This window comes from Kitasatospora sp. NPDC057512 (assembly GCF_042802135.1).
Taxonomy (GTDB): Bacteria; Actinomycetota; Actinomycetes; order Streptomycetales; family Streptomycetaceae; genus Kitasatospora.
The window spans coordinates 1-20,838 of record NZ_JBHVET010000053.1 but is presented as its reverse complement, the minus strand read 5'-3'; the positions used below and the strand labels follow the sequence as shown (position 1 = coordinate 20,838).

21 protein-coding genes are annotated in these 20,838 nt (G+C 74.0%); 15 read left to right on the top strand and 6 right to left on the bottom strand.

The genetic code is table 11. The annotated features are described in order from the left end of the window. Window positions 1–528: hypothetical protein (locus ACFU6K_RS06540; protein WP_380661252.1), on the top strand; the 528-nt coding region annotated here is incomplete at its 5' end. An 81-nt stretch (window positions 529–609) separates the two neighbouring features. Here the strand turns inward: ACFU6K_RS06540 and ACFU6K_RS06535 are convergent. Next, the gene (locus ACFU6K_RS06535; RefSeq protein WP_380661251.1) at window positions 610–1,059 is read right to left on the bottom strand and encodes a hypothetical protein; all 450 of its coding nucleotides are present in this window, start codon (window positions 1,057–1,059) and stop codon (window positions 610–612) included. Between the two features lie 277 nt (window positions 1,060–1,336). On the opposite strand from ACFU6K_RS06535, the gene proC reads away from it, so the two are divergent. Continuing rightward, the gene (proC, locus tag ACFU6K_RS06530) at window positions 1,337–2,164 is read left to right on the top strand and encodes a pyrroline-5-carboxylate reductase (protein ID WP_380661250.1); all 828 of its coding nucleotides are present in this window, start codon (window positions 1,337–1,339) and stop codon (window positions 2,162–2,164) included. Window positions 2,165–2,339: 175 nt separating this feature from the next. Continuing rightward, complete coding sequence (locus tag ACFU6K_RS06525) at window positions 2,340–3,491, top strand: MFS transporter (protein ID WP_380661254.1); 1,152 nt, start codon at window positions 2,340–2,342, stop codon at window positions 3,489–3,491. Window positions 3,492–3,530: 39 nt separating this feature from the next. On the opposite strand, the gene ACFU6K_RS06520 is transcribed toward ACFU6K_RS06525, so the two are convergent. Both ACFU6K_RS06520 and ACFU6K_RS06515 read right to left on the bottom strand, forming a co-directional pair. Then, window positions 3,531–4,049, bottom strand: a complete 519-nt coding sequence (locus ACFU6K_RS06520; protein WP_380661249.1) for a hypothetical protein — start codon at window positions 4,047–4,049, stop codon at window positions 3,531–3,533. A gap of 117 nt (window positions 4,050–4,166) precedes the next feature. Then, on the bottom strand, window positions 4,167–4,631 hold the full coding sequence (locus ACFU6K_RS06515) for a hypothetical protein (RefSeq protein WP_380661247.1): 465 nt from the start codon (window positions 4,629–4,631) through the stop codon (window positions 4,167–4,169). Between the two features lie 238 nt (window positions 4,632–4,869). Between ACFU6K_RS06515 and ACFU6K_RS06510 the strand changes: the two genes are divergently transcribed. The 5 genes from ACFU6K_RS06510 (at window position 4,870) to ACFU6K_RS06490 (ending at window position 9,151) form a co-directional block, all read left to right on the top strand. Next, the gene (locus tag ACFU6K_RS06510; RefSeq protein ID WP_380661246.1) at window positions 4,870–6,066 is read left to right on the top strand and encodes an acetoin utilization protein AcuC; all 1,197 of its coding nucleotides are present in this window, start codon (window positions 4,870–4,872) and stop codon (window positions 6,064–6,066) included. A gap of 226 nt (window positions 6,067–6,292) precedes the next feature. Beyond that, window positions 6,293–6,502 (top strand): helix-turn-helix domain-containing protein, encoded by a 210-nt coding sequence (locus ACFU6K_RS06505; protein ID WP_045699258.1) that lies wholly within the window; start codon window positions 6,293–6,295, stop codon window positions 6,500–6,502. A gap of 189 nt (window positions 6,503–6,691) precedes the next feature. After that, window positions 6,692–6,790, top strand: a complete 99-nt coding sequence (locus tag ACFU6K_RS06500) for a 30S ribosomal protein bS22 (protein ID WP_003948845.1) — start codon at window positions 6,692–6,694, stop codon at window positions 6,788–6,790. A gap of 224 nt (window positions 6,791–7,014) precedes the next feature. Continuing rightward, the gene (locus ACFU6K_RS06495) at window positions 7,015–8,136 is read left to right on the top strand and encodes an NAD-dependent epimerase/dehydratase family protein (protein WP_380661253.1); all 1,122 of its coding nucleotides are present in this window, start codon (window positions 7,015–7,017) and stop codon (window positions 8,134–8,136) included. A gap of 7 nt (window positions 8,137–8,143) precedes the next feature. Continuing rightward, window positions 8,144–9,151: a lysophospholipid acyltransferase family protein gene (locus ACFU6K_RS06490; protein WP_380661244.1), complete on the top strand. Its 1,008-nt coding sequence runs from the start codon at window positions 8,144–8,146 to the stop codon at window positions 9,149–9,151. A gap of 109 nt (window positions 9,152–9,260) precedes the next feature. Here the strand turns inward: ACFU6K_RS06490 and ACFU6K_RS06485 are convergent, their stop codons facing one another. From ACFU6K_RS06485 to ACFU6K_RS06475, 3 genes are all read right to left on the bottom strand, one after another. Continuing rightward, complete coding sequence (locus ACFU6K_RS06485) at window positions 9,261–10,547, bottom strand: DUF5667 domain-containing protein (protein WP_380661243.1); 1,287 nt, start codon at window positions 10,545–10,547, stop codon at window positions 9,261–9,263. Between the two features lie 280 nt (window positions 10,548–10,827). Continuing rightward, window positions 10,828–11,580, bottom strand: a complete 753-nt coding sequence (locus ACFU6K_RS06480) for an ECF subfamily RNA polymerase sigma factor, BldN family (RefSeq protein WP_380661242.1) — start codon at window positions 11,578–11,580, stop codon at window positions 10,828–10,830. Window positions 11,581–12,297: 717 nt separating this feature from the next. Then, on the bottom strand, window positions 12,298–13,329 hold the full coding sequence (locus ACFU6K_RS06475; RefSeq protein WP_380661241.1) for an HAD family hydrolase: 1,032 nt from the start codon (window positions 13,327–13,329) through the stop codon (window positions 12,298–12,300). Window positions 13,330–13,444: 115 nt separating this feature from the next. On the opposite strand from ACFU6K_RS06475, the gene ACFU6K_RS06470 reads away from it, so the two are divergent. From ACFU6K_RS06470 to hemB, 7 genes are all read left to right on the top strand, one after another. Further along, window positions 13,445–13,738, top strand: coding sequence for a glutaredoxin family protein (locus ACFU6K_RS06470; RefSeq protein WP_380661239.1), 294 nt, complete (start codon window positions 13,445–13,447; stop codon window positions 13,736–13,738). A 171-nt stretch (window positions 13,739–13,909) separates the two neighbouring features. Then, window positions 13,910–14,665, top strand: coding sequence for an exonuclease domain-containing protein (locus ACFU6K_RS06465; protein ID WP_380661238.1), 756 nt, complete (start codon window positions 13,910–13,912; stop codon window positions 14,663–14,665). Between the two features lie 107 nt (window positions 14,666–14,772). After that, window positions 14,773–15,669, top strand: a complete 897-nt coding sequence (locus ACFU6K_RS06460; RefSeq protein ID WP_049650497.1) for a redox-sensing transcriptional repressor Rex — start codon at window positions 14,773–14,775, stop codon at window positions 15,667–15,669. A gap of 25 nt (window positions 15,670–15,694) precedes the next feature. Then, a complete protein-coding gene (locus ACFU6K_RS06455; RefSeq protein WP_380661236.1) occupies window positions 15,695–17,035 on the top strand; it encodes a glutamyl-tRNA reductase in 1,341 nt (446 codons plus the stop codon). Between the two features lie 41 nt (window positions 17,036–17,076). Further along, window positions 17,077–18,084 (top strand): hydroxymethylbilane synthase, encoded by a 1,008-nt coding sequence (gene hemC / locus ACFU6K_RS06450; RefSeq protein ID WP_380661235.1) that lies wholly within the window; start codon window positions 17,077–17,079, stop codon window positions 18,082–18,084. Further along, on the top strand, window positions 18,081–19,733 hold the full coding sequence (locus tag ACFU6K_RS06445; protein WP_380661234.1) for a uroporphyrinogen-III synthase: 1,653 nt from the start codon (window positions 18,081–18,083) through the stop codon (window positions 19,731–19,733). The genes hemC and ACFU6K_RS06445 overlap by 4 nt, the downstream gene beginning before the upstream one ends. A gap of 74 nt (window positions 19,734–19,807) precedes the next feature. Then, window positions 19,808–20,788, top strand: a complete 981-nt coding sequence (hemB, locus tag ACFU6K_RS06440; protein ID WP_380661233.1) for a porphobilinogen synthase — start codon at window positions 19,808–19,810, stop codon at window positions 20,786–20,788. Window positions 20,789–20,838: the final 50 nt, after the last annotated feature.

Genomic DNA, 20,838 nt, shown 5'->3' with positions numbered 1-20,838 from the left:
AGCGAGCAGCCCCCCACCCCCGCCCCGACCCCCGCCGGCGCCCCCGAGCCGGAGCCGATCCGCTTCTTCGGCACATCCTGGCTCAACCGGGACAACGGCTACTGGCTGCGCCGGGTCGGCGTCTCGGTCGGCGCCCTGGCCGCGACCGCCGCCGCCGTGCTGGTGCTGCGCTTCGGCATCGAGGGCATCGCGCTCTCCGACGACGGCACCTTCCTCAACGGGCTGCTGACCGCCGCCATCGCGGTCTGCTCGATGATGGCCGTACGGCGCACCTGGAAGGTGCTCACCGAGGGCAGGGACCAGCTGACCGGCTGGATGGCCGAGGACAAGTCGCTCGGCGCGGTCTGGCTGATCGGCGGGGCCGGCAGCCTGGCCGCCTACTTCGCCCGCAGCCTGGTCGAGGCCCCCGGTGAGGCGGTCCGGCGGGCCGCCCACGAGCGCGCCGTCGCCCAGTACGAGAAGCGCCAGGCGGGCCGCAGCCGCCGGCCCGACACCAAGGCGCCGGGCCGGCCCAAGCGCAAGCGCTGACGCCGGTCGGGTCCGGCCGGCGGGGCGCGGTCCGCGGGACCGGTGCCGTTCGTCCGGAAGCGCGCCGGCGCGGGCGCCCGCTCAGCCCTTGCCGCGGGCCTGCTTGACCGAGCCGACCACCCCGGCGATCGCCAGCAGCAGGCCGGCCGGCAGCAGCGAGATGAAGAAGGCGCCGAATAGGCCTTCGTCGCCGAGGAACAGCTGGGCCAGCGTGTTCAGGACCAGCAGCCCGCCGGCGGCCGGGAGGGCCGCCTGCCACGGGTGCTCGTCCGCCCAGCGGCTCAGCCTCCGGTCGGTGGTGTCGCGCCGCAGCCGGCCGCCGACGGTGCCGACCAGGAAGAAGAAGAACAGGCCCCAGCCGGCCGGTGAGGCCAGCATGCTCAGCGACCAGTCCCCGGTGATCGCATCGATCCCCAGGGCCGTCGCTCCCACCACCGCACCGACCCCCGCGGCGGTTCGCCACGGGCCCACGGTCGCCGAGGCGACGGCGAGTTGCCGGTTCTCACGTCGGGACATTTCGTCGTGTGCCATGGCTCCACGGTGCGCCTGCGGGAGCCGGGAGGCCATAGGGGAAACCCCCGAGTTTTCTCCCTAGGGGCCTGAACTCCGGCAGGCGGTCGGGCGGGCGGCGACCACCTGGCCGCTGAACTCGGCGTGACCGGCTGGATCGGACGGTCCCCGCGCGGGCGGCGACCACGGAGCGGACGGTCCCCGCGCGGACGGCGACCACGGAGCGGACGGTCCCCGCGCGGGCCGCCGGGCGGTGCGAGGATGGCGGCAGTACCGAGGCAAGGAGCGGGAGCGGACCATGGGCAGCAGCGGAGCACACGGACAGAAGATCGCCTTCCTGGGCACCGGCAAGATCGGCGAGGCCCTGCTCTCCGGTCTGCTGCGGGCCGGCAAGGACCCGGCCGACGTCCTGGTGACCGCCCGCCGCCCCGAGCGGGCGGCCGAACTCGCCGACCGCTACGGCGTGGTGGCCGTCTCCAACACCGAGGCCGCCAAGCTCGCCGACACCCTGATCCTCGCGGTCAAGCCGCAGGACATGGGCGCCCTGCTGGAGGAGCTGGCCCCGCACGTCGGCGCGGACCGGCTGGTGATCTCGGCCGCGGCCGGCGTTCCCACCGCCTGGTTCGAGGAGCGGCTCGCGGCGGGCACCCCGGTGGTCCGGGTGATGCCCAACACCCCGGTCCTGGTGGACGAGGGGATGAGCGTCATCTCGGCGGGCTCGCACGCGGGCGAGGAGCACCTGGCGCGCGCCGAGGAGATCTTCAGCTCGGTCGGCAAGGCGCTGCGGCTGCCCGAGTCCCAGCAGGACGCGGCCACCGCGCTGTCCGGCTCCGGACCGGCCTACTTCTACTTCCTGGTGGAGGCGATGACCGATGCCGGCATCCTGCTCGGGCTGCCCCGGCAGGTGGCGCACGACCTGATCGTGCAGTCCGCGATCGGCGCCTCGGTGATGCTGCGGGACTCCGGCGAGCACCCGGTGAAGCTGCGCGAGGCGGTCACCTCCCCGGCCGGTACGACCATCGCGGCGATCCGCGAGCTGGAGAACCACGGGGTGCGGGCCGCCCTGCTCGGCGCCCTGGAGGCGGCCCGGGACCGTTCCAGGGAGCTGGCCTCGGGCGGGAAATGACCGCTGCGCGACCCCTCCCGTAATCGCGGCGCACCCCCTACGCTCTCGCCAACATCGTCCTACCGGCCGGTAGCGCGGTTCGTGTGGAGTCCGCCTGGAGGTCCGCTTGAGTGCCGCCCCGCCCGTGGTCCCGCCCGTTCCGCCCGCCGCGTCGCCGTCCCCGGTGGCGCCCGGTCTGCGCACCGGGCGGGCCGCGCTCGCCGCCGCCTTCCTGCTCCAGGGCGTCACCTTCGCCCTGCTGGTCACCTGCATCCCGGAGATCCAGCACCGGTACGGGCTGAGCGACGGGCTGCTGCCGGTCTTCCTGGCCGCGGTGCCGGTGCTGGCCGGGGTCGGGTCGATCGCCTCCGAGCAGCTGGTGAAGCGCACTGGCGCGCGGGCCGTGCTGCGGGTGGTCCAGCCCGCCGTCTGCCTGAGCCTGGCGGCCGCCGGGCTGGGCGGGGCGCTGTGGCAACTCGCCCTGGCGCTGGGCGCGTTCGGGCTGCTGGTGGGTGCGCTGGACGCCAGTATGAACATGCTCGGGGTGGGGCTCCAGCACCGCTACGGCCGCTCGATCATGATCGGCTTCCACGCCGCGTTCAGCCTCGGCGGCATCCTCGGCGCGGCCCTCGCGGGCCTCGGCTCGCACTACGACCTCGGGCTGCCGCTGCTGTTCGGCACGGCCGCCGCGGTGATCGCCCCGCTCGCCCTGCTGGCCGGCACGTTCCTCGCCGGGCCGGCCGAACTCGGCGACGCCGTCCGGGAGGCCGCCGAGGCCGCCGCCCGGTCCGTCCCCTGGCGTCCGCTGCTGCCGCTCTGCCTGGCGATGGCCTTCGCGTACATCGCGGACGCCTCGGTCTCCAACTACAGCGTCAAGTACCTCACCGACGGGCTGGGCAGCCGGGAGGACCTCGCCAAGCTCTCCTACCTGGGCTACATGGTCGCGATGCTGCTCGGCCGGGCCCTGGGCGACCGCGCGGTGCAGCGCTTCGGGGCCGTCCCGGTGGTCCGCGTCGGTGCCGCGCTGGCCGCGCTCGGCTTCGGCCTCGCCGCGGTCGCGCCCGCCGCCTGGGCGGGCATCGCCGGCTTCACCGTGCTGGGCTTCGGCATCTGCGCGATCATCCCGCAGGTGTTCGCGGCCGGCGGCCGGCTCCTCCCGGCCGACTCGGACGCCGCGGTGGCCCGGCTCAACCTCTTCAACTACGTGGGCTTCCTGCTCGGTTCGCCGCTGGTCGGGGCGATCGCGGACGCGAGCTCGTACCGCTGGGCGCTGCTCGCCCCGATGCTGCTGGTGCTCGCCGTCCTGCCGCTGGCCGACCGCTTCGCCCCGGCTCCCGCCGTCGGGTGACGGCGGGGACGGTCGACGGGGGCGGTCGACGGGGCGGGGTCAGCCGATCACGGTCCGGAGCTCGGGCAGGCCGTAGCCCCAGAACTGGTCCTTGTTGAAATCCCTGCTGCTGCCGTACTCGTAGTAGACGTACGGCGCCCAGTTCAGGGTGAACGGCGTGGTCAGGGTGAGGTTCGGAGCGATCTGGACGGTGAACGTGGCGGTGCGGGTCTCACCGGGGGCGATTCGCACGTCGAAGCCGAAGTGCACGCTGTTCCCGTTGACGTAGCAGTTGTTGACTCCGTTGGTGGGGCAGCCGGTGATGGTGAACGAGCCGTCCTGGAGGTTGGCCGGCCAGGTCGGCTGGAGGGACCCGTAGGCGAAGTAGATGTCGCTGTCCTCGGTGTTGGTGAGCGACATGGTCAGGGTCAGCCGGTCGCCCGGCGCGGCCGTCGATCTGCTGACCGAGAACCTGGCGCCGTTGACCGCGGCGGAGGCCGGCTGGGCGGTGAGGATCACGCCGAGTGCCAGTATCGCAGCGAGAATTGCTCCGAGGCGTTGCACGCTGAATGGCTTCATGGCGGAGAGGATAGGGAGCCGTGAAGGTCGCGCATGCATCCTCTTCACGCCATCTTCAAGCGGAACCGGAAGGCCCCCGCCGTCGGGTGACGGCGGGGGCGGTCGACGGGGCGGGGGTCAGCTGATCACGGTCTGGAGCGTGGGCACCCCGAAGGTCCAGGTCTGGTCCTTGGCGGTGCCGGTGGTGCCCACCTGGCCGAACTCGTAGTAGACGTACGGCGCCCAGTTCAGCGTGTACGGGGCGGTGCCCCACGCCGGGGTGTCGGTGATCTTGACGGTGAGCGTGACGCTCTTCGTCGCGCCGGGCGCGATCGGCGCGTTGAAGTGGAAGTTGGCGCTGTTCCCGCTGAACGCGCAGTCGGAGGTGTCACCGGTGCAGCTGACGATGGTGAACGCTCCGGCCTGCGTGTTGGCCGGCCAGGTCGGCTGGACGGCCTCGTAGGCGAAGTAGATGGGGCTGTTCTCACTGTTGGTGAGCGACAGCGTCAGGGTCAGCTGGTCTCCCGCCTTGGCCGTCGCCTTGTCGACCGCGAAGGCGGTGCCGCTGACCGCGGCGGAGGCCGGCTGGGCGGCAAAGAACACGCCAAAACCCAGTATTGCAGCGAGAATTACCCCAAGGCGTTGCACGCTGAATGGCTTCATGGCGGAGAGGATATGGAGTCGCAAAGCTTTTGTCTGCACCGCCTCGACACCCGCCTCCACAGTCGCCCCACAACTTCCGTGGCTTCATCGCGCACCTTCCGCCCGGCCGTCCCCACGAGCGCCGCCCCGGCGCGCCCTGACGGCGGCCCGGCCACCGCCACCCGCTACGGTGGAGGCCATGCCCGAAGCCGAGCGTGACACCCCCTGCGGCCTGCACCTCTTCTGGGACGAGGCCGTCACCGCCTACGACTTCGGCCCCGGCCACCCGATGGACCCGACCCGGCTGGCCCTCACCATGCGCCTGGTCGAGGCCCTCGGACTGGACGCCGGCCCCGGGGTGACCGTCCGCTCCGCGCCGCCCGCCGGCGACTCCACCCTCCGGCTGGTGCACACCCGGGAGTACGTCGAGGCGGTCCGGAACGCCGCGGCCCACCCCGAGCGCTCCGACCCGCCGCACGGACTCGGCACCGACGACAACTGGTCCTTCCCGGCGATCCACTCGGCCTCCGCGCTGATCGCCGGCCAGTCGGTGGCCGCCGCCGAGGCGGTCTGGCGCGGCGAGACCCCGCACGCCGTCAACTTCGCCGGCGGACTGCACCACGCGATGCCCGGCAAGGCCTCCGGCTTCTGCGTCTACAACGACCCGGCGCTGGCCATCGCCCGGCTGCTCGAACTCGGCGCCGAGCGGGTCGCCTACGTCGACGTGGACGTCCACCACGGCGACGGCGTCCAGGCGGCCTTCTGGAACGACCCCCGGGTGCTCACCGTCTCGTTGCACGAGCACCCCGCCACGCTCTTTCCGCAGAGCGGCTGGTCGATCGAGACCGGAGGCGAGGACGCCCCCGGCTCCGCCGCCAACCTGCCGCTGCCCGCGGGCACCGGCGACGCGGGCTGGCTGCGCGCCTTCCACGCCCTGGTGCCCGAACTGCTCGACGCCTTCCGGCCGCAGGTCCTGGTCACCCAGCACGGCGCCGACACCCACCTGGAGGACCCGCTCGCCCACCTCGCCGTCACCGTGGACGCCCAGCGGCTGATCGCCGAGGCGCTGCACGACCTCGCCCACCAGCACGCCGGCGGCCGCTGGGTGGCCACCGGCGGGGGCGGCTACGCGGTGGTGGACGTCGTCCCGCGCACCTGGACCCACCTGGTCGCCACCGCCGCCGCCCGGCCCGTCGACCCGGCCACCGAGACCCCGGAGTCCTGGCGCGCCGAGGTCTACCGCCGCACCCGCCGCCCGGCCCCGCTGCGGATGACCGACGGCGCCCGCCCAGCCTGGCGCGACTTCGACTCGGGTTACGATCCGGCCGACCGACTCGATCAGGCCATCCTCGCCACCCGCCGCGCGGTGTTCCCCCACCACGGGCTGCTGGCCTGAACCCGTCGCCCCCGGAAGTGCCCAGCCCGGGAGGTGCGTACGCCGGGCGGTGCCATCCGCAGAGCGGCGACGTACTGCAACCGTCCTATCTCCCACCGTACGAGGACTGCACTTCCCCTCTTCCCACTGGTACCACCCATAACTACTCTGGGGATACACGTGTGCCGGTGGAGTCACCGGAGGGGAAGCCGGTGCCTTGCACACGGGTAAGGGTCGGGTGATGGTCATGAGTTCCGTCGAGCGCCCCCTTCAGGAAGTCGTCTTCCTGACCGTGGCGGAGGTCGCCGCGGTCATGCGGGTGTCCAAGATGACGGTGTACCGGCTGGTGCACAGCGGAGAGCTGCCGGCCATCCGGGTCGGACGGTCCTTCCGGGTGCCCCAGCAGGCGGTGCACGAGTACCTCAAGGAGTCCTACGTGCGGCTCGAGAGCGCGTAGCGGCGGCGCGCGGGTGCGGGTCCACGACCGTTGGACCCGCCCCCGTTCGCCGTGGATTTCCCGCGAGTTTCCTGGTGTGGGGGAGCACGATTACGGCCTTCGCACCATGGACGGTAGGCTAGGCCCTCACGTCAGTCGTATGGACTCCGTCTCTCACGGACGAGAGTCTCAGTGAGCGAGGGTTGTTCCGTGGGCTCTGTCATCAAGAAGCGTCGCAAGCGTATGGCCAAGAAGAAGCACCGCAAGCTTCTGAAGAGGACCAGGGTCCAGCGTCGCAACAAGAAGTAACGCCTGAGCCTGCGCTTCGGCCCCGCCTTCGCGGGGGTCACCCGCGCACTCGCGTACAGCGGCGCAGGAAGAACTCGTTGGCCCCGCCCTTGCGGGGTTCAGGCGTTCCACCGCCCGTCCAGGCCCGTCGTGGCCTGGGCGGGCGGTGTCGTTTCACGGCCCCGTGGGGCGGCGCGGTACGGTGCACGCAGGCCGCTCGGGCCGAGGGAATGGGGTGCAGCACCGTGGGCGTGGTCGTGCTCGTCACCGGCGTGGCGCGCCGGCTCGGTGCCCGCTTCGCCGCCGAGGTCCGCCGCCGGCCGGGCGTCGACCTGGTGGTCGGCGTGGACGTGCAGCCGCCCCGGCTGCCGCCCGAGGAGCCGTCCGGCCCGGCCGCCCCGTACCGCTTCCACCAGCTCGACCTGCGCCGTCCGGCGCTCTCCCGGGTGCTCGCCGAGCACCGGGTGGACACCGTGGTGCACCTCAGCGTCAGCGCCACCGGCCTGGGCTCCACCAACCGCTCCGCGGTGAAGGAGTCCAACGTGATCGGCACCATGCAGCTGCTCGGCGCCTGCCAGAAGGCCCCCGGGGTGCGCCGGCTGGTGGTGAAGTCCACCACCGGCGTCTACGGCTCCGCGCCCCGCGACCCGGCGGTGTTCAGCGAGCGGATGCAGCCCAAGGACCCACCCGGCGGCGGCTTCGCCAAGGACGCGGCGGAGGTCGAGGGCTACGTCCGCGGCTTCGCCCGGCGCCGCCCGGACGTCGCGGTGACGGTCCTGCGCTTCGCCAACATCGTCGGCCCGAACGCGGACACCCCGCTCAGCGAGTACTTCGCGCTGCCCGTGCTGCCGACCGTCCTCGGTTACGACCCGCGGCTACAGTTCGTGCACGAGGACGACGCCGTCGCGGTGCTCTGCCGGGCCGCCGACGAGCCCGTGCCGGGCACCGTCAACACCGGGACCTTCAACGTGGCGGGGGAGGGCGTCCTGCTGCTCTCCCAGTGCGCCCGCCGGCTCGGCCGGCCCACCCTGCCGCTGCTGCTGCCCGCGGTCAGCTGGATGGCCGTGCTGGCCCGGCAGACCCGGCTGGTGGACGTCTCGCCCGAGCAGCTGCGGCTGCTCACCCACGGCCGGGTGGTGGACACCGCGCGGCTGCGCGACACCTTCGGCTACCGTCCGGCGTTCAGCACTCCGGAGGCCTTCGCCGACTTCGCCGCCGCCGGCGGGCCGGGCCTGCTGCCGCCCGAGCGGCTGGCCGCCGTCGCCGACCGGCTGACCGCCCTGCTCGGCCCGGAAGCGGCCGGGCCCGCCGGGCCGGAGACCGGTCCGAACGCCGTACCGAACCGCCCCCGCCGACCGAGGAGCTGAACCCGCGATGAGTGCCGCAGCCGAGAACGCGCTGGGCGAGGCCAAGGTCATCCCGATCGAGGCGGCCCCCAGCTGGACGTCGCCCGAGGGGCCGAAACCGGCCGACCGGCTCGCCGAGGCCGTCGGCGGGGCGCTGGCCGGCCCGCTCGGCCCGGCCGCCACCCGGTTGTTCGGCAAGGGCTGGGAGGGCCGCGCCGCCGAGGGGCTGGCCTTCCTGCGCCGCCGGGTGACCGGCGACTACGAGGTGGACGAGTTCGGCTTCGACCGGGAGCTCACCGAGGAGGTGCTGCTCTCGCTGCTGCGCCCGCTGGCCGAGAAGTACTTCCGGATCGACGTCCAGGGCGCGGAGCACATCCCGGCCGAGGGCGGTGCGCTGATCGTCGCCAACCACTCCGGGACGATCCCGCTGGACGCCCTGATGACCCAGGTGGCCGTCCACGACCACCACCCCGCCCGGCGGCACCTGCGGATGCTCGCCGCGGACCTGGTCTTCGTGCTGCCCGGCATCAACGAGCTGGCCCGCAAGGCCGGCCACACCCTGGCCTGCAACGAGGACGCCCAGGCCCTGCTGGAGCGCGGCGAGCTGGTCGGGGTCTGGCCGGAGGGCTTCAAGGGCATCGGCAAGCCGTTCTCCGAGCGCTACAAGCTCCAGCGGTTCGGCCGCGGCGGCTTCGTCTCCTCGGCGCTGCGGGCGCGGGTGCCGATCGTGCCCTGCTCGATCGTCGGGGCGGAGGAGACCTACCCGATGATCGGCAACGTGAAGACGCTGGCCCGGCTGCTGGGCCTGCCGTACGTGCCGATCACCCCGACCTTCCCGTGGCTGGGCCCGCTCGGGGCGCTGCCGCTGCCGACCAAGTGGACGATCCGCTTCGGCGAGCCGATCGCCACCGACACCTACCCGGTGGAGGCGGCGGACGACCCGATGCTGGTCTTCGACCTGGCCGACGAGGTGCGCGAGACCATCCAGCACACCCTCTACGAGCTGCTGGTGCAGCGGCGTTCGGTGTTCTTCTAGGTCGGTGTTCTCCCGGGGGAACCGCGGAGAACCCGAGGGACCCCCGGGGGAGGGGGACGGCGAGGGCCCGGCGGATATCGCACTCCGCCGGGCCCCCACCGTCCTGCTGTCAGCCGCCCAGGATGCGCAGCCCGGGCAGCAGGTCCGGAAGCAGCGGGGGAACCTCGACGCCCTGCGGCTGGGCCGCGTTCGGGGCGCCGGGGGTGGCCTGCTGCGGTGCCTGCGCCGGGGCCGCGTCGGCGCTCGGCGAGGGCTTGGTGCCGGTGAGCCCGCTGGTGAGGCCGCCGACCAGGCCGTTGACGGCGTCCGGGGCGCTGCTGGGCAGGGTGTCCGGCAGGACGCCGCCCTTGCCGGAGGCACCGGCGCCGGGGAAGGCCGGGGCGTGCTCGGTGGCGCCGGGGCGGTTGCCGGCGGCGCCGGAGCCCGGGGTCCGGTCGGTGCCGGCCGAGGTGCCGGAGCCGGCCGCCGGGGAGCCGGCCGGGGAACCGCCGGTCGAGTGGGACGAACCGTCGCCCGCTCCGTCGCCGGCCGCGCCACCGCTCTGAGCGGGGGGCAGGACCAGGCGCAGGGGCGCGACGTCCTCGCTTATGTCGTCGAAGAGCCGGTTCACCAGGTCGGCCTGCCGGGTGAGCTGGACGGGCAGCCGGCCCTGCAGCTCGCTCCACCGGCCGTCCTCGTCGTGGGCGAAGCCGGCCAGGGCCCGCATCGGGTCGAGCGAGCCGTTGCTGCGGTAGACCGAGCGCAGCAGCTCGCGGCCCTTGAGGGCGTCGGCGTGCATGTCGTCCAGGGCGCGGCGGACCTGTTCGACGGTGGCCGGGCTGAGCGCGCCGGCCTGGTCGGTGCGGCCGACCAGGGTCTTGGCCTCGCCGAGCCGGGTGGCCGCGTTGTCGAGCAGCATCTCGCCGCGCTCGGAGTCGGAGCCCGCGAAGTCGAGCCGGAGTCCTTCCAAGCCGCGTTTGAGGCCGTACAGGCTGTCCCCGGGGAGGGCGTTGGAGCTGGCCGCGGCGACGCCGGCCAGGCTGCCGACGGCGAGCCCGGCGACCAGCCCGCCGATCGCGAACCGGCGGCTCCAGCGGCCGCGCGGCGCCGTCCGGATCGCCCGGTGGCGGCGCTGGCGGGGCACCGGGGTGCCCGTCCCGCCGGCGAAGGCCTGCTCGAACGCGGCCATCAGCTGGGCGCGTTGGACCGTGTGGACCTCCCGGTCCAGCACCGGCCCGGGCAGCGCCCCCAGTGCGTCGGCCAGTCCGACCAGTCCGGCCATCGCGGCCGAACCCGCGCCGGTGGCAGCGGTGTTGTCCGATTCGGCGTTGGCCGCAGCGCGTTGCTCCGCCTGGTGGGCCTCCAGCGCCTCGGCGAAGGCCTTCGCCCGCCGGTGCTCCAGCACGTTTGCCGTCACGGGCCACACCTCCCTTCGTCGTTGTCGACACCCCGGCCCGCCGGACGGTTGCCCTGGCTGGCCAAAGCCACTCCATCGGGTGATAGGCCGCAATTCGACTTGACCGTACGCCTGGTGGGGGCTTGCACGTTGGCCAACGAGCGGTGCGGGCGGTCGGTTACGCACGGCAGATCATCGGACCTACCGTTCACCCTGACGTGTCGGCCGGGCGCGAACGATGACGGCCGGCCGGGCCGTACGGTGCCGGACCGCACGGCGCCGGTGCCGTCCTCGGCGCGGCTCACCGCGCGTCGGGCGGGAGCAGCCGGGCCAGGGTGCGGACGGCGCGGTACTGGAGGGTCTTGATGGCGCCCTCGTTCTTGCCCATGATCCGGGCCGTCTCGGCCACCGACAGCCCCTGCAGGAAGCGCAGGGTGACGCACTCCTGCTGCTGCGGGTTGAGCCGGCGCACCGCTTCCAGCAGGGCGGCGTTGGAGAGCGACTCCAGCACCGACTCCTCGGGGCTGCGCTCGCACTCGTTGGAGTCGAGCATCTCGCCGGTGGTGACCTCCAGCCGGAAGCGGCTGGACTTGAAGTGGTCGGCGACCAGGTTGCGGGCGATGGTGACCAGCCAGGCGCCGAAGTCCCGGCCCTGCCAGGTGAAGGTGCCGATCCGGCGCAGGGCGCGCAGGAAGGTCTCGCTGGTGAGGTCCTCGGCGGTGGCCCGGCTGCCGACCCGGTAGTAGATGTAGCGGTAGACGGTGTCCGCGTAGTGGTCGTAGAGCCGGCCGAAGGCCTCGCTCTCGCCGGCCTGGGCCCGTTCGACCAGCTCCATGATCGGGTTGTGCTCGGTCTCGTAGCCGGGGCTGGGCGCGGTCCGGGCGCGGCCCCGGCCGGCGCTGCCGGTGCGGCCGCGCGCGCCGGTGCCGGTCGAGCCGGCGGCGGTGGTGCGCAGTGCCAGGCCGGGCGAATGCGGCTGCGGCTGGACGAACGATCCTCCGGCGAGCGCGAGTTGGGGCGTGGCGGCGAACTGGCTGCGGAGCAGGGTGCGCAACAGGGTCAGGCCCGTGGAGATCTGCCGCTCGGCGGTCGGCCGGTCGCGGAGGCCGGTGCGGGGACGCAGGGGCGCGGACGACGGGCGGGAGGGTGCAGGCGCGTCGTTCCGGACGGGTGGGTACACGGGACTCCCAGAGGCAGAACTGTGGACGGATCACCTCCGCCTGCGCGGAGAGCACTCACCCGAAGCGTCCGTTCGAGCGGGACGCGTGGTGACGTGCATCCAGGAGAGAATAACGCTTTGTGCAATGACAGCTACACCGTGTGGTCGAAGTGGTCGTTTGGGATCCATTTGTTGTGCATGTTCGGCTGACATTGACCGGAGCTGTCGTCGTTCATCCGGCTTAACGTGATCGAACGGGTGCTCAGGGTGACCAATTTGGCGGCCTGGGGGGCGGTTTCCCAGCCTTGGGGCTCGGCAACCCCTGACTTTCCCGGCCTGGCGAACGATCAGAACCGGTCACCGGGCGACAGGTTCGAGCAGGTGACCCGGACTACCGTGTGACGGCGGGGAGTTCGCCCGTAAGAGGGGCCAGGTCAGAGGCCTTGTTGACGACCGCTCACCCGCCGGGGCGAGCCCGACCGGGCGGCCTCCGAAGAGCCCCGGGGCGCCTCGGAGAGTCTCCGGAACACCGCCGGAACACCTCCGGCGGCCCGGGCGGCCGTCCGGCGCGAGGTCCGGCGAGAGGTCCGGGGCGAGGTTCGGGCGGGAGGTTCAGGCCCGGCGGCGGCGCCGGTTCAGCGCCACCCCGGCCGCCGCCGCGCCGGCCAGCACCCCGAGCGCGGCCGCCGCCGGCAGCCCCACCCGGGCCGCCTTGCGCCCGGTCCGGAAGTCCCGCGCCCGCCAGCCCTGGGCCCGGGCGTGGCGCCGCAGCGCGCCGTCCGGGTTCACCACGTACGGGTGGCCGACCAGCGAGAGCATCGGGATGTCGTTGGCCGAGTCGCTGTAGGCGGCGCAGCGGTCGAGGTCGAGGCGCTCGCGCCGGGCCAGGGCCCGGACGGCGGCGGCCTTGGCCGGGCCGTGCAGCAGGTCGCCGACCAGCCGGCCGGTGTAGCGGCCGTCCCTGGCCTCGGCGACGGTGCCCAGCGCGCCGGTCATGCCGAGTCGCCGGGCGATGATCCGGGCCACCTCCAGCGGGGCGGCGGTGACCAGCCAGACCCGCTGGCCGGCGTCCAGGTGCATCTGGACCAGGGCGCGGGTGCCCGGCCAGATCTTGTCCGCCACGACCTCCTCGAAGATCTCCTCGCAGATCGCCTCCAGGTCGGCGGTGGGCTTGCCGGCCACGATGCCGAGGGCGGACTGCTTGGCGTCCGAGATGTGGTCCGGGTCCTCGGTGCCGTGCAGCCGGAACCAGGCCTGCTGCCAGGCGAAGCGGGCGATGTCGCGGCGGGTGAGGAAGCCGCGGCGGTAGAGGCCGACGCCGAGGTAGAAGATCGCGGCGCCGCGCAGGATGGTGTTGTCGCAGTCGAAGAAGGCGGCGGCGCGGGGGTCGTCCGGGTCCGGGGTGTGGTTCTCGGCCGGGGCCTTGGGGGTCCGTCCGGACCTGGCCGCGGCCGGTGCGTCCGGCCCGGCGGCGTCCCCGGGCCCGCGGACGTCCTCGGGCCCGGCGGTGTCCCGGGGCCCGGCGTCGGGTGCCGGCTCGGCCCGCAGCGCGGCCTCGGCCGCCTCGGCCGCGGCTTCGCCGGCCAGGGCGCTCCGCTCGCTGTTGGAACGCCTTGCCTGGGTGAGCCTTCTGAGCACGGCCATGTCATCGAGGATAGCCAGCCGGGCGCCCGGCGACCGTGACGGAGCCGTGCCCGCGGGGTGAACAGCTCCACCGGATGAAGGCCCCGGGTGCAGGCCCCGGAGGCGGGTGGGCGCCATGGCGGAGAATGGGGCGGTGAGCCCACTGCTGCGACGTAAGAGCCCCGAGCCCGCGGGCCGGACCGTGACCCTGGTCGGCAAGCCCGGCTGCCACCTGTGCGACGAGGCCCGCGAGGTGATCCTCCGGGTGACGGGCGAGTTGGGCGCGTCCTTCGAGGAGCGGGACATCACCCAGGACGAGGAGCTGTACCGCCGTTACTGGGAGCAGATTCCGGTCACCCTGATCGACGGTCGCCAGCACGACTTCTGGCGGGTCGACGAGCGCCGGCTGCGTACCGCCCTCGGCGGCTGAGCGGGGCCTGACCGCGCGTTCGTCCGCGCATCGCCCCCCGCCGATCGGCGGGGGCGGTTCGCCGAATCGTTGCCAAAGACACTCCGTTCCGGCTTGGGGCGGGGCGGGTTGGTCGGCTTACGATCGAACGCGTTTGCGCCCGTGGGGGGCTGAGCACACGAGGAGTGCGCCATGCTTCCCGGTCCTGTCCCCGCGACGCCCGGAGCCCCGGAGTTCCGGACGGCCCCCCGGGGCTTCGCCGTGGTGGACGTGGAGGCGACCGGCCGCAGCCCGTGGCGGCACCGGGTGGTCGAGGTCGCGGTGGTGCTGCTCGACGAGCGGCTCCGCCCCGAGGGGGAGTTCGCCACCCTGCTGGACCCGCTGGGCCCGGTCGGCCCGACCCATGTGCACCGGATACGCCAGTGCGACGTCGAGGGCGCCCCGCGCTTCCGTGAGATCGCCCCGCGGCTGCTGGAGCTGCTGGCGGGCCGGGTGCTGGTCGGTCACCACGTCAGCTGCGACCACGCCTTCCTGGATCGCGAGTTCGCCCGGATCGGGGTGCCGCTGCCGCCCGTCCCGCTGCTGTGCACGATGCGGCTGGCCCGCGCCCACCTGCCGGGGGCCCGGAGCCACGGCCTGGCGGCCTGCGTGGAGGCGGCGGACCTCGGCTGGTACCCGGCGCACACCGCGCTGGGCGACGCCCGGGTGACCGCCGAGCTGCTGCGGTACTGCCTGGACGCCCCGTCCTGCCCGCCGGACGACTGGGCCGGCCCGCTGCGGGAGGCCGCCCGGCTGCCCTGGCCCCGGCTCGGCCGGGCCCGTTCCCGCCCGTCCGGCACCGCCGTCCCGCTGCTGCGCCGGGAGGCGTCGTACGGCCCGTGGCTGCCCGGTTCCCAGTCCCCGGAGGTCGTGCTGACCCAGGCCGGTGCTATGCGTTCGATGGCGTGATGCGCATCACTGTGCGGGGACAAAACGGACACCATCTTTGTGCACACGTTCACAAACGCATAGCCTGGCTGCCTAAGCCCAGCTTCACCCACAGGAGCACCGTGGCAATCGGCCGATCACCACAGAGCAGTTCGCAGACGCCCGACCAGGGCGCCGCGCGCCGACCCTCGCGTGCCCGGGGCATCCCGGAGGCGACGGTCGCCCGCCTGCCCCTCTATCTGCGGGCCCTCACCGCGCTCTCCGAGCGCTCGGTGCCGACCGTCTCCTCCGAGGAGCTGGCCGCCGCCGCCGGCGTGAACTCGGCCAAGCTGCGCAAGGACTTCTCCTACCTCGGCTCCTACGGCACCCGCGGCGTCGGCTACGACGTCGAGTACCTCGTCTACCAGATCTCCCGCGAGCTCGGCCTGACCCAGGACTGGCCGGTCGTCATCGTCGGCATCGGGAACCTCGGCCACGCGCTCGCCAACTACGGCGGGTTCGCCTCCCGCGGCTTCCGGGTGGCCGCCCTGTTGGACGCCGATCCCCACGTGGTCGGTTCCACCGCGGCCGGGCTGCCGGTGCGGCACATGGACGAGCTGGAGTCGATCGTCGAGAGCCAGCACGTCTCCATCGGCGTGATCACCACCCCGCCCGGCGCCGCCCAGCAGGTGTGCGACCGGCTGGTGGAGGCCGGCGTCACCAGCATCCTGAACTTCGCCCCGACCGTGCTGTCCGTCCCGGACGGCGTGGACGTGCGCAAGGTGGACCTCTCCATCGAGCTCCAGATCCTGGCCTTCCACGAGCAGCGCAAGGCCGGCGAGGAGCCGGACGACCGCGCCGAGTCGGTGCTGGACCGCGCCCCCGGTCCGGTCCGGGCGGCCGCCGCCAAGCTGCGCCGCGCGGCCGGCGGCAGCGGCAAGGGCCGGGGCGCCGCCGAGCCGGCGGCCAAGGACCAGGCCGAGCAGGCCAAGGGAAAGTCCGCCAAGGGCGGCGACGGGGATCTCTCCGCGGTGATGCCCGCATGAACACCGAGAGCTGTGGGGGGCGGGCATGAGCCTTCTCGTCGTAGGGCTGAGCCATCGCACGGCCCCGGTCGGGGTGCTGGAGCGCGCCGCGCTGACCGGTGAGGTGCCGACCCGGCTGCTGCACGACGCGGCCGCCACCGCGACGGTCGGCGAGGCCGCGCTGCTGAACACCTGCAACCGGATCGAGCTGTACGCGGACGTGGACAAGTTCCACGCCGGCGTCGCCGAGCTGTCGCTGCTGCTGGCCCACCACAGCGGGGTGGACCTGGAGGAGCTGACCTCCCACCTGTACGTCCACTACGAGGACCGCGCCGTCCACCACCTCTTCTCGGTGGCCTGCGGCCTGGACTCGATGGTCGTCGGCGAGGGCCAGATCCTCGGCCAGCTGCGCGACGCGCTGGCCAAGGCCCAGGAGGAGCACACCGCCGGGCGCGGCCTGAACGAGCTGTTCCAGCAGGCGCTGCGGGTCGGCAAGCGGGCGCACAGCGAGACCGGCATCGACAAGGCCGGCCAGTCGCTGGTCACCTTCGGCCTGGAGCAGGTCGCGGCGGGCGCGGGCGAGATCGCCGGCAAGCGCGCGCTGGTGGTCGGGGCCGGCTCGATGAGCTCGCTGGCCGCCGCCACCCTGGTCCGCTCCGGCGTGACCGACCTGCTGATCGCCAACCGGACCCCGGCCCGGGCCGAGCGGCTGGTCGAGATCCTCGGCCCGGACGTGGCCCGGGTGCTGGACCTCGCCAAGGTGCCGGAGGCGCTCGCCGACGTGGACCTGGTGATCTCCTGCACCGGCGCGGCCGGTGTGGTGGTCAGGGCCGAGGACGTGGCCGCCGCCGTCGCCTCCCGCAGGTCCCCCGAGCCGCTCGCCCTGTTGGACCTGGCCATGCCGCGCGACGTCGACCACGCCGTGCACGAGCTGCCCGGCGCCCTGCTGGTCGACCTGGAGAGCCTCTCCCACGCGCACGCCGCCAGCCCCGGCGCCGGCGACGTCGACCAGGTGAGCCGGATCGTCTCCGACGAGGTGACGGCCTTCGGCGCCGCCCAGCGGGCCGCCCGGATCGCGCCGACCGTGGTCGCGCTGCGCTCGATGGCCTCCGACGTGGTCGCCGCCGAGCTCGGCCGGCTGGACTCCCGGCTGCCCGACCTGGACGAGCGCTCGCGCGCCGAGATCACCCAGACCGTCCGCCGCGTCGTCGACAAGCTGCTGCACGCCCCGACCGTCCGGGTGAAGCAGCTGGCCGCCGAGCCCGGCGGCGCCTCCTACGCGGAGGCGCTGCGGGAACTGTTCGACCTCGACCCGGCGGCCGTGCACGCCGTGTCGGGCACGCCCGTCGGCGGCGCGCCCCAGCCCTCGGCCGGGGGCACCAGATGAACCGTCAGCCATCCCACGAGTACCACCGGGACGATCACCTCATGAATGGTCAACCGATCACGGAGCAGCCCTCGGCCACCGCGGCCCTGCGGCTCGGCACCCGGCGCAGCGCCCTCGCCATGGCGCAGTCGGGCATGGTGGCCCGCGAGGTGACCAGGGTCACCGGGCGCCCCGTCGAGCTGGTCGAGATCACCACCTACGGCGACACCTCCCGGGAGTCGCTGGCCCAGATCGGCGGCACCGGCGTGTTCGTCTCCGCGCTGCGCGACGCGTTGCTGGAGGGCCGGATCGACTTCGCCGTGCACTCGCTCAAGGACCTGCCCACCGCCGCCCCCGAGGGCCTGGCGCTGGCCGCCGTCCCTGAGCGCGAGGACGTCCGGGACGCCCTGGTCGCGGCCGAGGGCCTGGCCCTGGACGAGCTGGTGGAGAAGCTGTCCGGCGCCGGCCGCCCGGCCCGGATCGGCACCGGTTCGCCGCGCCGGATGGCGCAGCTGAACGCCTGGGCCAGGGCCCGCGGCGCCCAGCTGGAGACCGTCGCGATCCGCGGCAACGTGGACACCCGGATCGGCTTCGTGACCAGCGGCGAGCTGGACGCGGTGGTGCTGGCGACGGCCGGCCTGAACCGGCTCGGCCGCAGCGCCGAGATATCCCAGCACCTCGACACCGAGGTGATGATCCCGGCCCCCGGCCAGGGTGCGCTCGCGATCGAGTGCACCACCGCCGACGAGGAGCTGACCGCCGCGCTCGCCGTGCTGGACCACGCCCCGACCCGGGTCGCCGTGGCCGCCGAGCGCGCCCTGCTGGCCACCCTGGAGGCCGGCTGCTCGGCGCCGGTGGCCGCGCTGGCCACCTGGGGCCGGGAGAACGAACTGCGGCTGGACGGCGTGGTCGGCGACCCCGACGGAACCGCCCTGCTGAAGATGTCCGCCAACGGTCCGATCGTCCTCGACGAGACCGCCGAGCAGCGGGCGGCGGCCCTCGGCCGCGCGCTGGCTGACCGGCTGCTCGCCGCGGGCGCGGCCGCCCTGATGGGGGAGCGAGCCCGATGAGCCCCACCACCGCCGCCACCGACGCCCTGTTCCCGGCGGGACAGCCCGCCTCCGGACGGTGCACCTTCCTGGGCGCGGGCCCCGGGGACCCGGGGCTGCTGACCCTGCGCGCGGTCGAGGTGCTGTCCACCGCCGACGTGCTGGTCGCCGACCCGCTGACCGCCGCCGCCGTGCGCAGCCACTGTCCGGCCGGCGTGCAGGTGCACGCCCCCGCCGCCGAGGGCGCCGACTTCGACCTGGCCAAGCTGGTCGCCGAGGCCGTCCGCTCCGGCAAGCACGTGGTGCGCACCGTCGACGGCGACCCGGGCCTGGACGGCTGCGCCGCCGAGGAGATGCTCAGCTGCGCGGGCGACGGGATCCCGTTCGAGGTGATCCCGGGCGTCGCCCAGTCGGTCGGCGTCCCGGCGTACGCGGGTGTCCCGCTGCGCGCCGGTTCCGGCACCGACGTGCGCTTCGTGGACGGCGCCGCGCTGCTGGCCGGCAGCCCGGTCGACCTGGGCGCGCCGGAGACCACGCTGGTGGTCCGCACCACCCTGGGCCAGCTGCCCGCCACCGCCGCCGCCCTGGTCGCGGGCGGCCGCAAGCCGGAGTCGGCGCTGAGCGCCACGCTCTCCGGCACCACCACCCGCCAGCGGACCTTCACCTCCTCCCTGTCCGGCATCGCGGCGGACCTGAAGGCTGCCCGGGTGCTGCCCTCGCCGGTCTCCGCCCCGGTCGACCCGGCCACCTCGGTGATAGCCGTGGTGGGCGAGCAGGTCGCCCACCGGGCCTCGCACTCGTGGTTCGAGACCAAGCCGCTGTTCGGCTGGAACGTCCTCGTGCCGCGCACCAAGGAGCAGGCCACCGGCCTGTCCGAGCAGCTGCGCTCGTACGGCGCGGTGCCGCAGGAGGTGCCGACCATCGCGGTCGAGCCGCCGCGCACCCCGCAGCAGATGGAGCGGGCCATCAAGGGCCTGGTCACCGGCCGCTACGAGTGGATCGCCTTCACCTCGGTGAACGCGGTGCGCGCCGTCCGGGAGAAGTTCGAGGAGTACGGCCTGGACGCCCGCGCGTTCGCCGGGATCAAGGTCGCGGCGGTCGGCGAGACCACCGCGCAGGCCCTGGTGGACTTCGGCGTGAAGCCGGACCTGGTGCCCTCCGGCGAGCAGTCCGCGGCCGGGCTGCTGGAGGACTGGCCGCCGTACGACCCGGTCTTCGACCCGATCGACCGGGTGCTGCTGCCGCGCGCCGACATCGCCACCGAGACCCTGGTGGCCGGCCTGGTCGAGCTCGGCTGGGAGGTCGACGACGTGACGGCGTACCGGACGGTGCGCGCCTCGCCGCCGCCGGCCGAGACCCGTGAGGCGATCAAGGGCGGCGGCTTCGACGCGGTGCTGTTCACCTCGTCCTCGACCGTCCGGAACCTGGTCGGCATCGCGGGCAAGCCGCACAACGTCACGGTCATCGCCTGCATCGGCCCGGCGACCGCCAAGACCGCCGAGGAGCACGGCCTGCGGGTCGACGTGATGGCCCCGGCGCCGTCGGCGGCCGCGCTGGCCCAGGCGCTGGCGGACTTCGGTGCCAAGCGCCGGGACACCGCGACGGCCGCGGGTGAGCCGGTCTACCGGCCCAGCGAGCGCCGCCCCGGCTCGCGCCGCAAAGCCCGCTGAGGATTCTTAACTATGCTGCCGGGGGCGGCCGTTCGTCGCCCCCGGCACTGCACAACCGTTCGGAGAGAGAAGCCGTGTCCGCTGAATTCCCGTACGTCCGCCCCCGCCGGCTGCGCCAGAGCCCGGCGATGCGCCGGCTGGTGGCCGAGACCCGGCTGCACCCGGCGGAGCTGATCCTGCCGCTGTTCGTCCGCGAGGGCGTCAGCGAGCCCGTCCCGGTGACGTCGATGCCGGGCGTGGTCCAGCACACCCGGGACACCCTGCGCAAGGCCGCGGTGGAGGCGGCCGAGGCGGGCCTGGGCGGCCTCATGCTGTTCGGCGTCCCGGAGGTGCAGGACGCCGTCGGCAGCGAGGGCACCAACCCGGACGGCATCCTCCAGCAGGCGATCCGGGACGTGGTCTCCGAGGTCGGCGACTCCCTGGTGGTCATGTCGGACCTCTGCCTGGACGAGTACACCGACCACGGCCACTGCGGCGTGCTGGCCGCCGACGGCAGCGTCGACAACGACGCCACCCTGGAGCGCTACGCCGAGATGGCCCGGGTGCAGGCCGACGCCGGCGTCCACCTGGTCGGCCCGTCCGGCATGATGGACGGCCAGATCGCCGTGATCCGGCGCGCGCTGGACGAGGCCGGGCACCAGGACGTGGGCATCCTCGCCTACACCGCCAAGTACGCCTCGGCCTTCTACGGCCCGTTCCGCGAGGCCGTCGGCTCCTCGCTCAAGGGCGACCGCAAGAGCTACCAGCAGGACCCGGCCAACGCCCGCGAGGCGCTGCGCGAGCTGGAGCAGGACCTCGCCGAGGGCGCCGACATGGTGATGGTCAAGCCGGCCATGGCCTACCTGGACATCCTGCGCCAGATCGCCGACGCCTCCCCGGTGCCGGTCTCCGCGTACCAGGTGTCCGGCGAGTACGCGATGGTCGAGGCGGCCGCCGCGAACGGCTGGATCGACCGGGAGCGGATGGTCATGGAGACGCTCACCTCGATCCGCCGCGCGGGCGCCGAGCAGATCCTCACCTACTGGGCCCTCGAAGCCGCCGCGATGCTCAAGTAGCGGACCCCGTACGGCGGAAGGCCGGGCCGCTCCCGTGGGGGGAGCGGCCC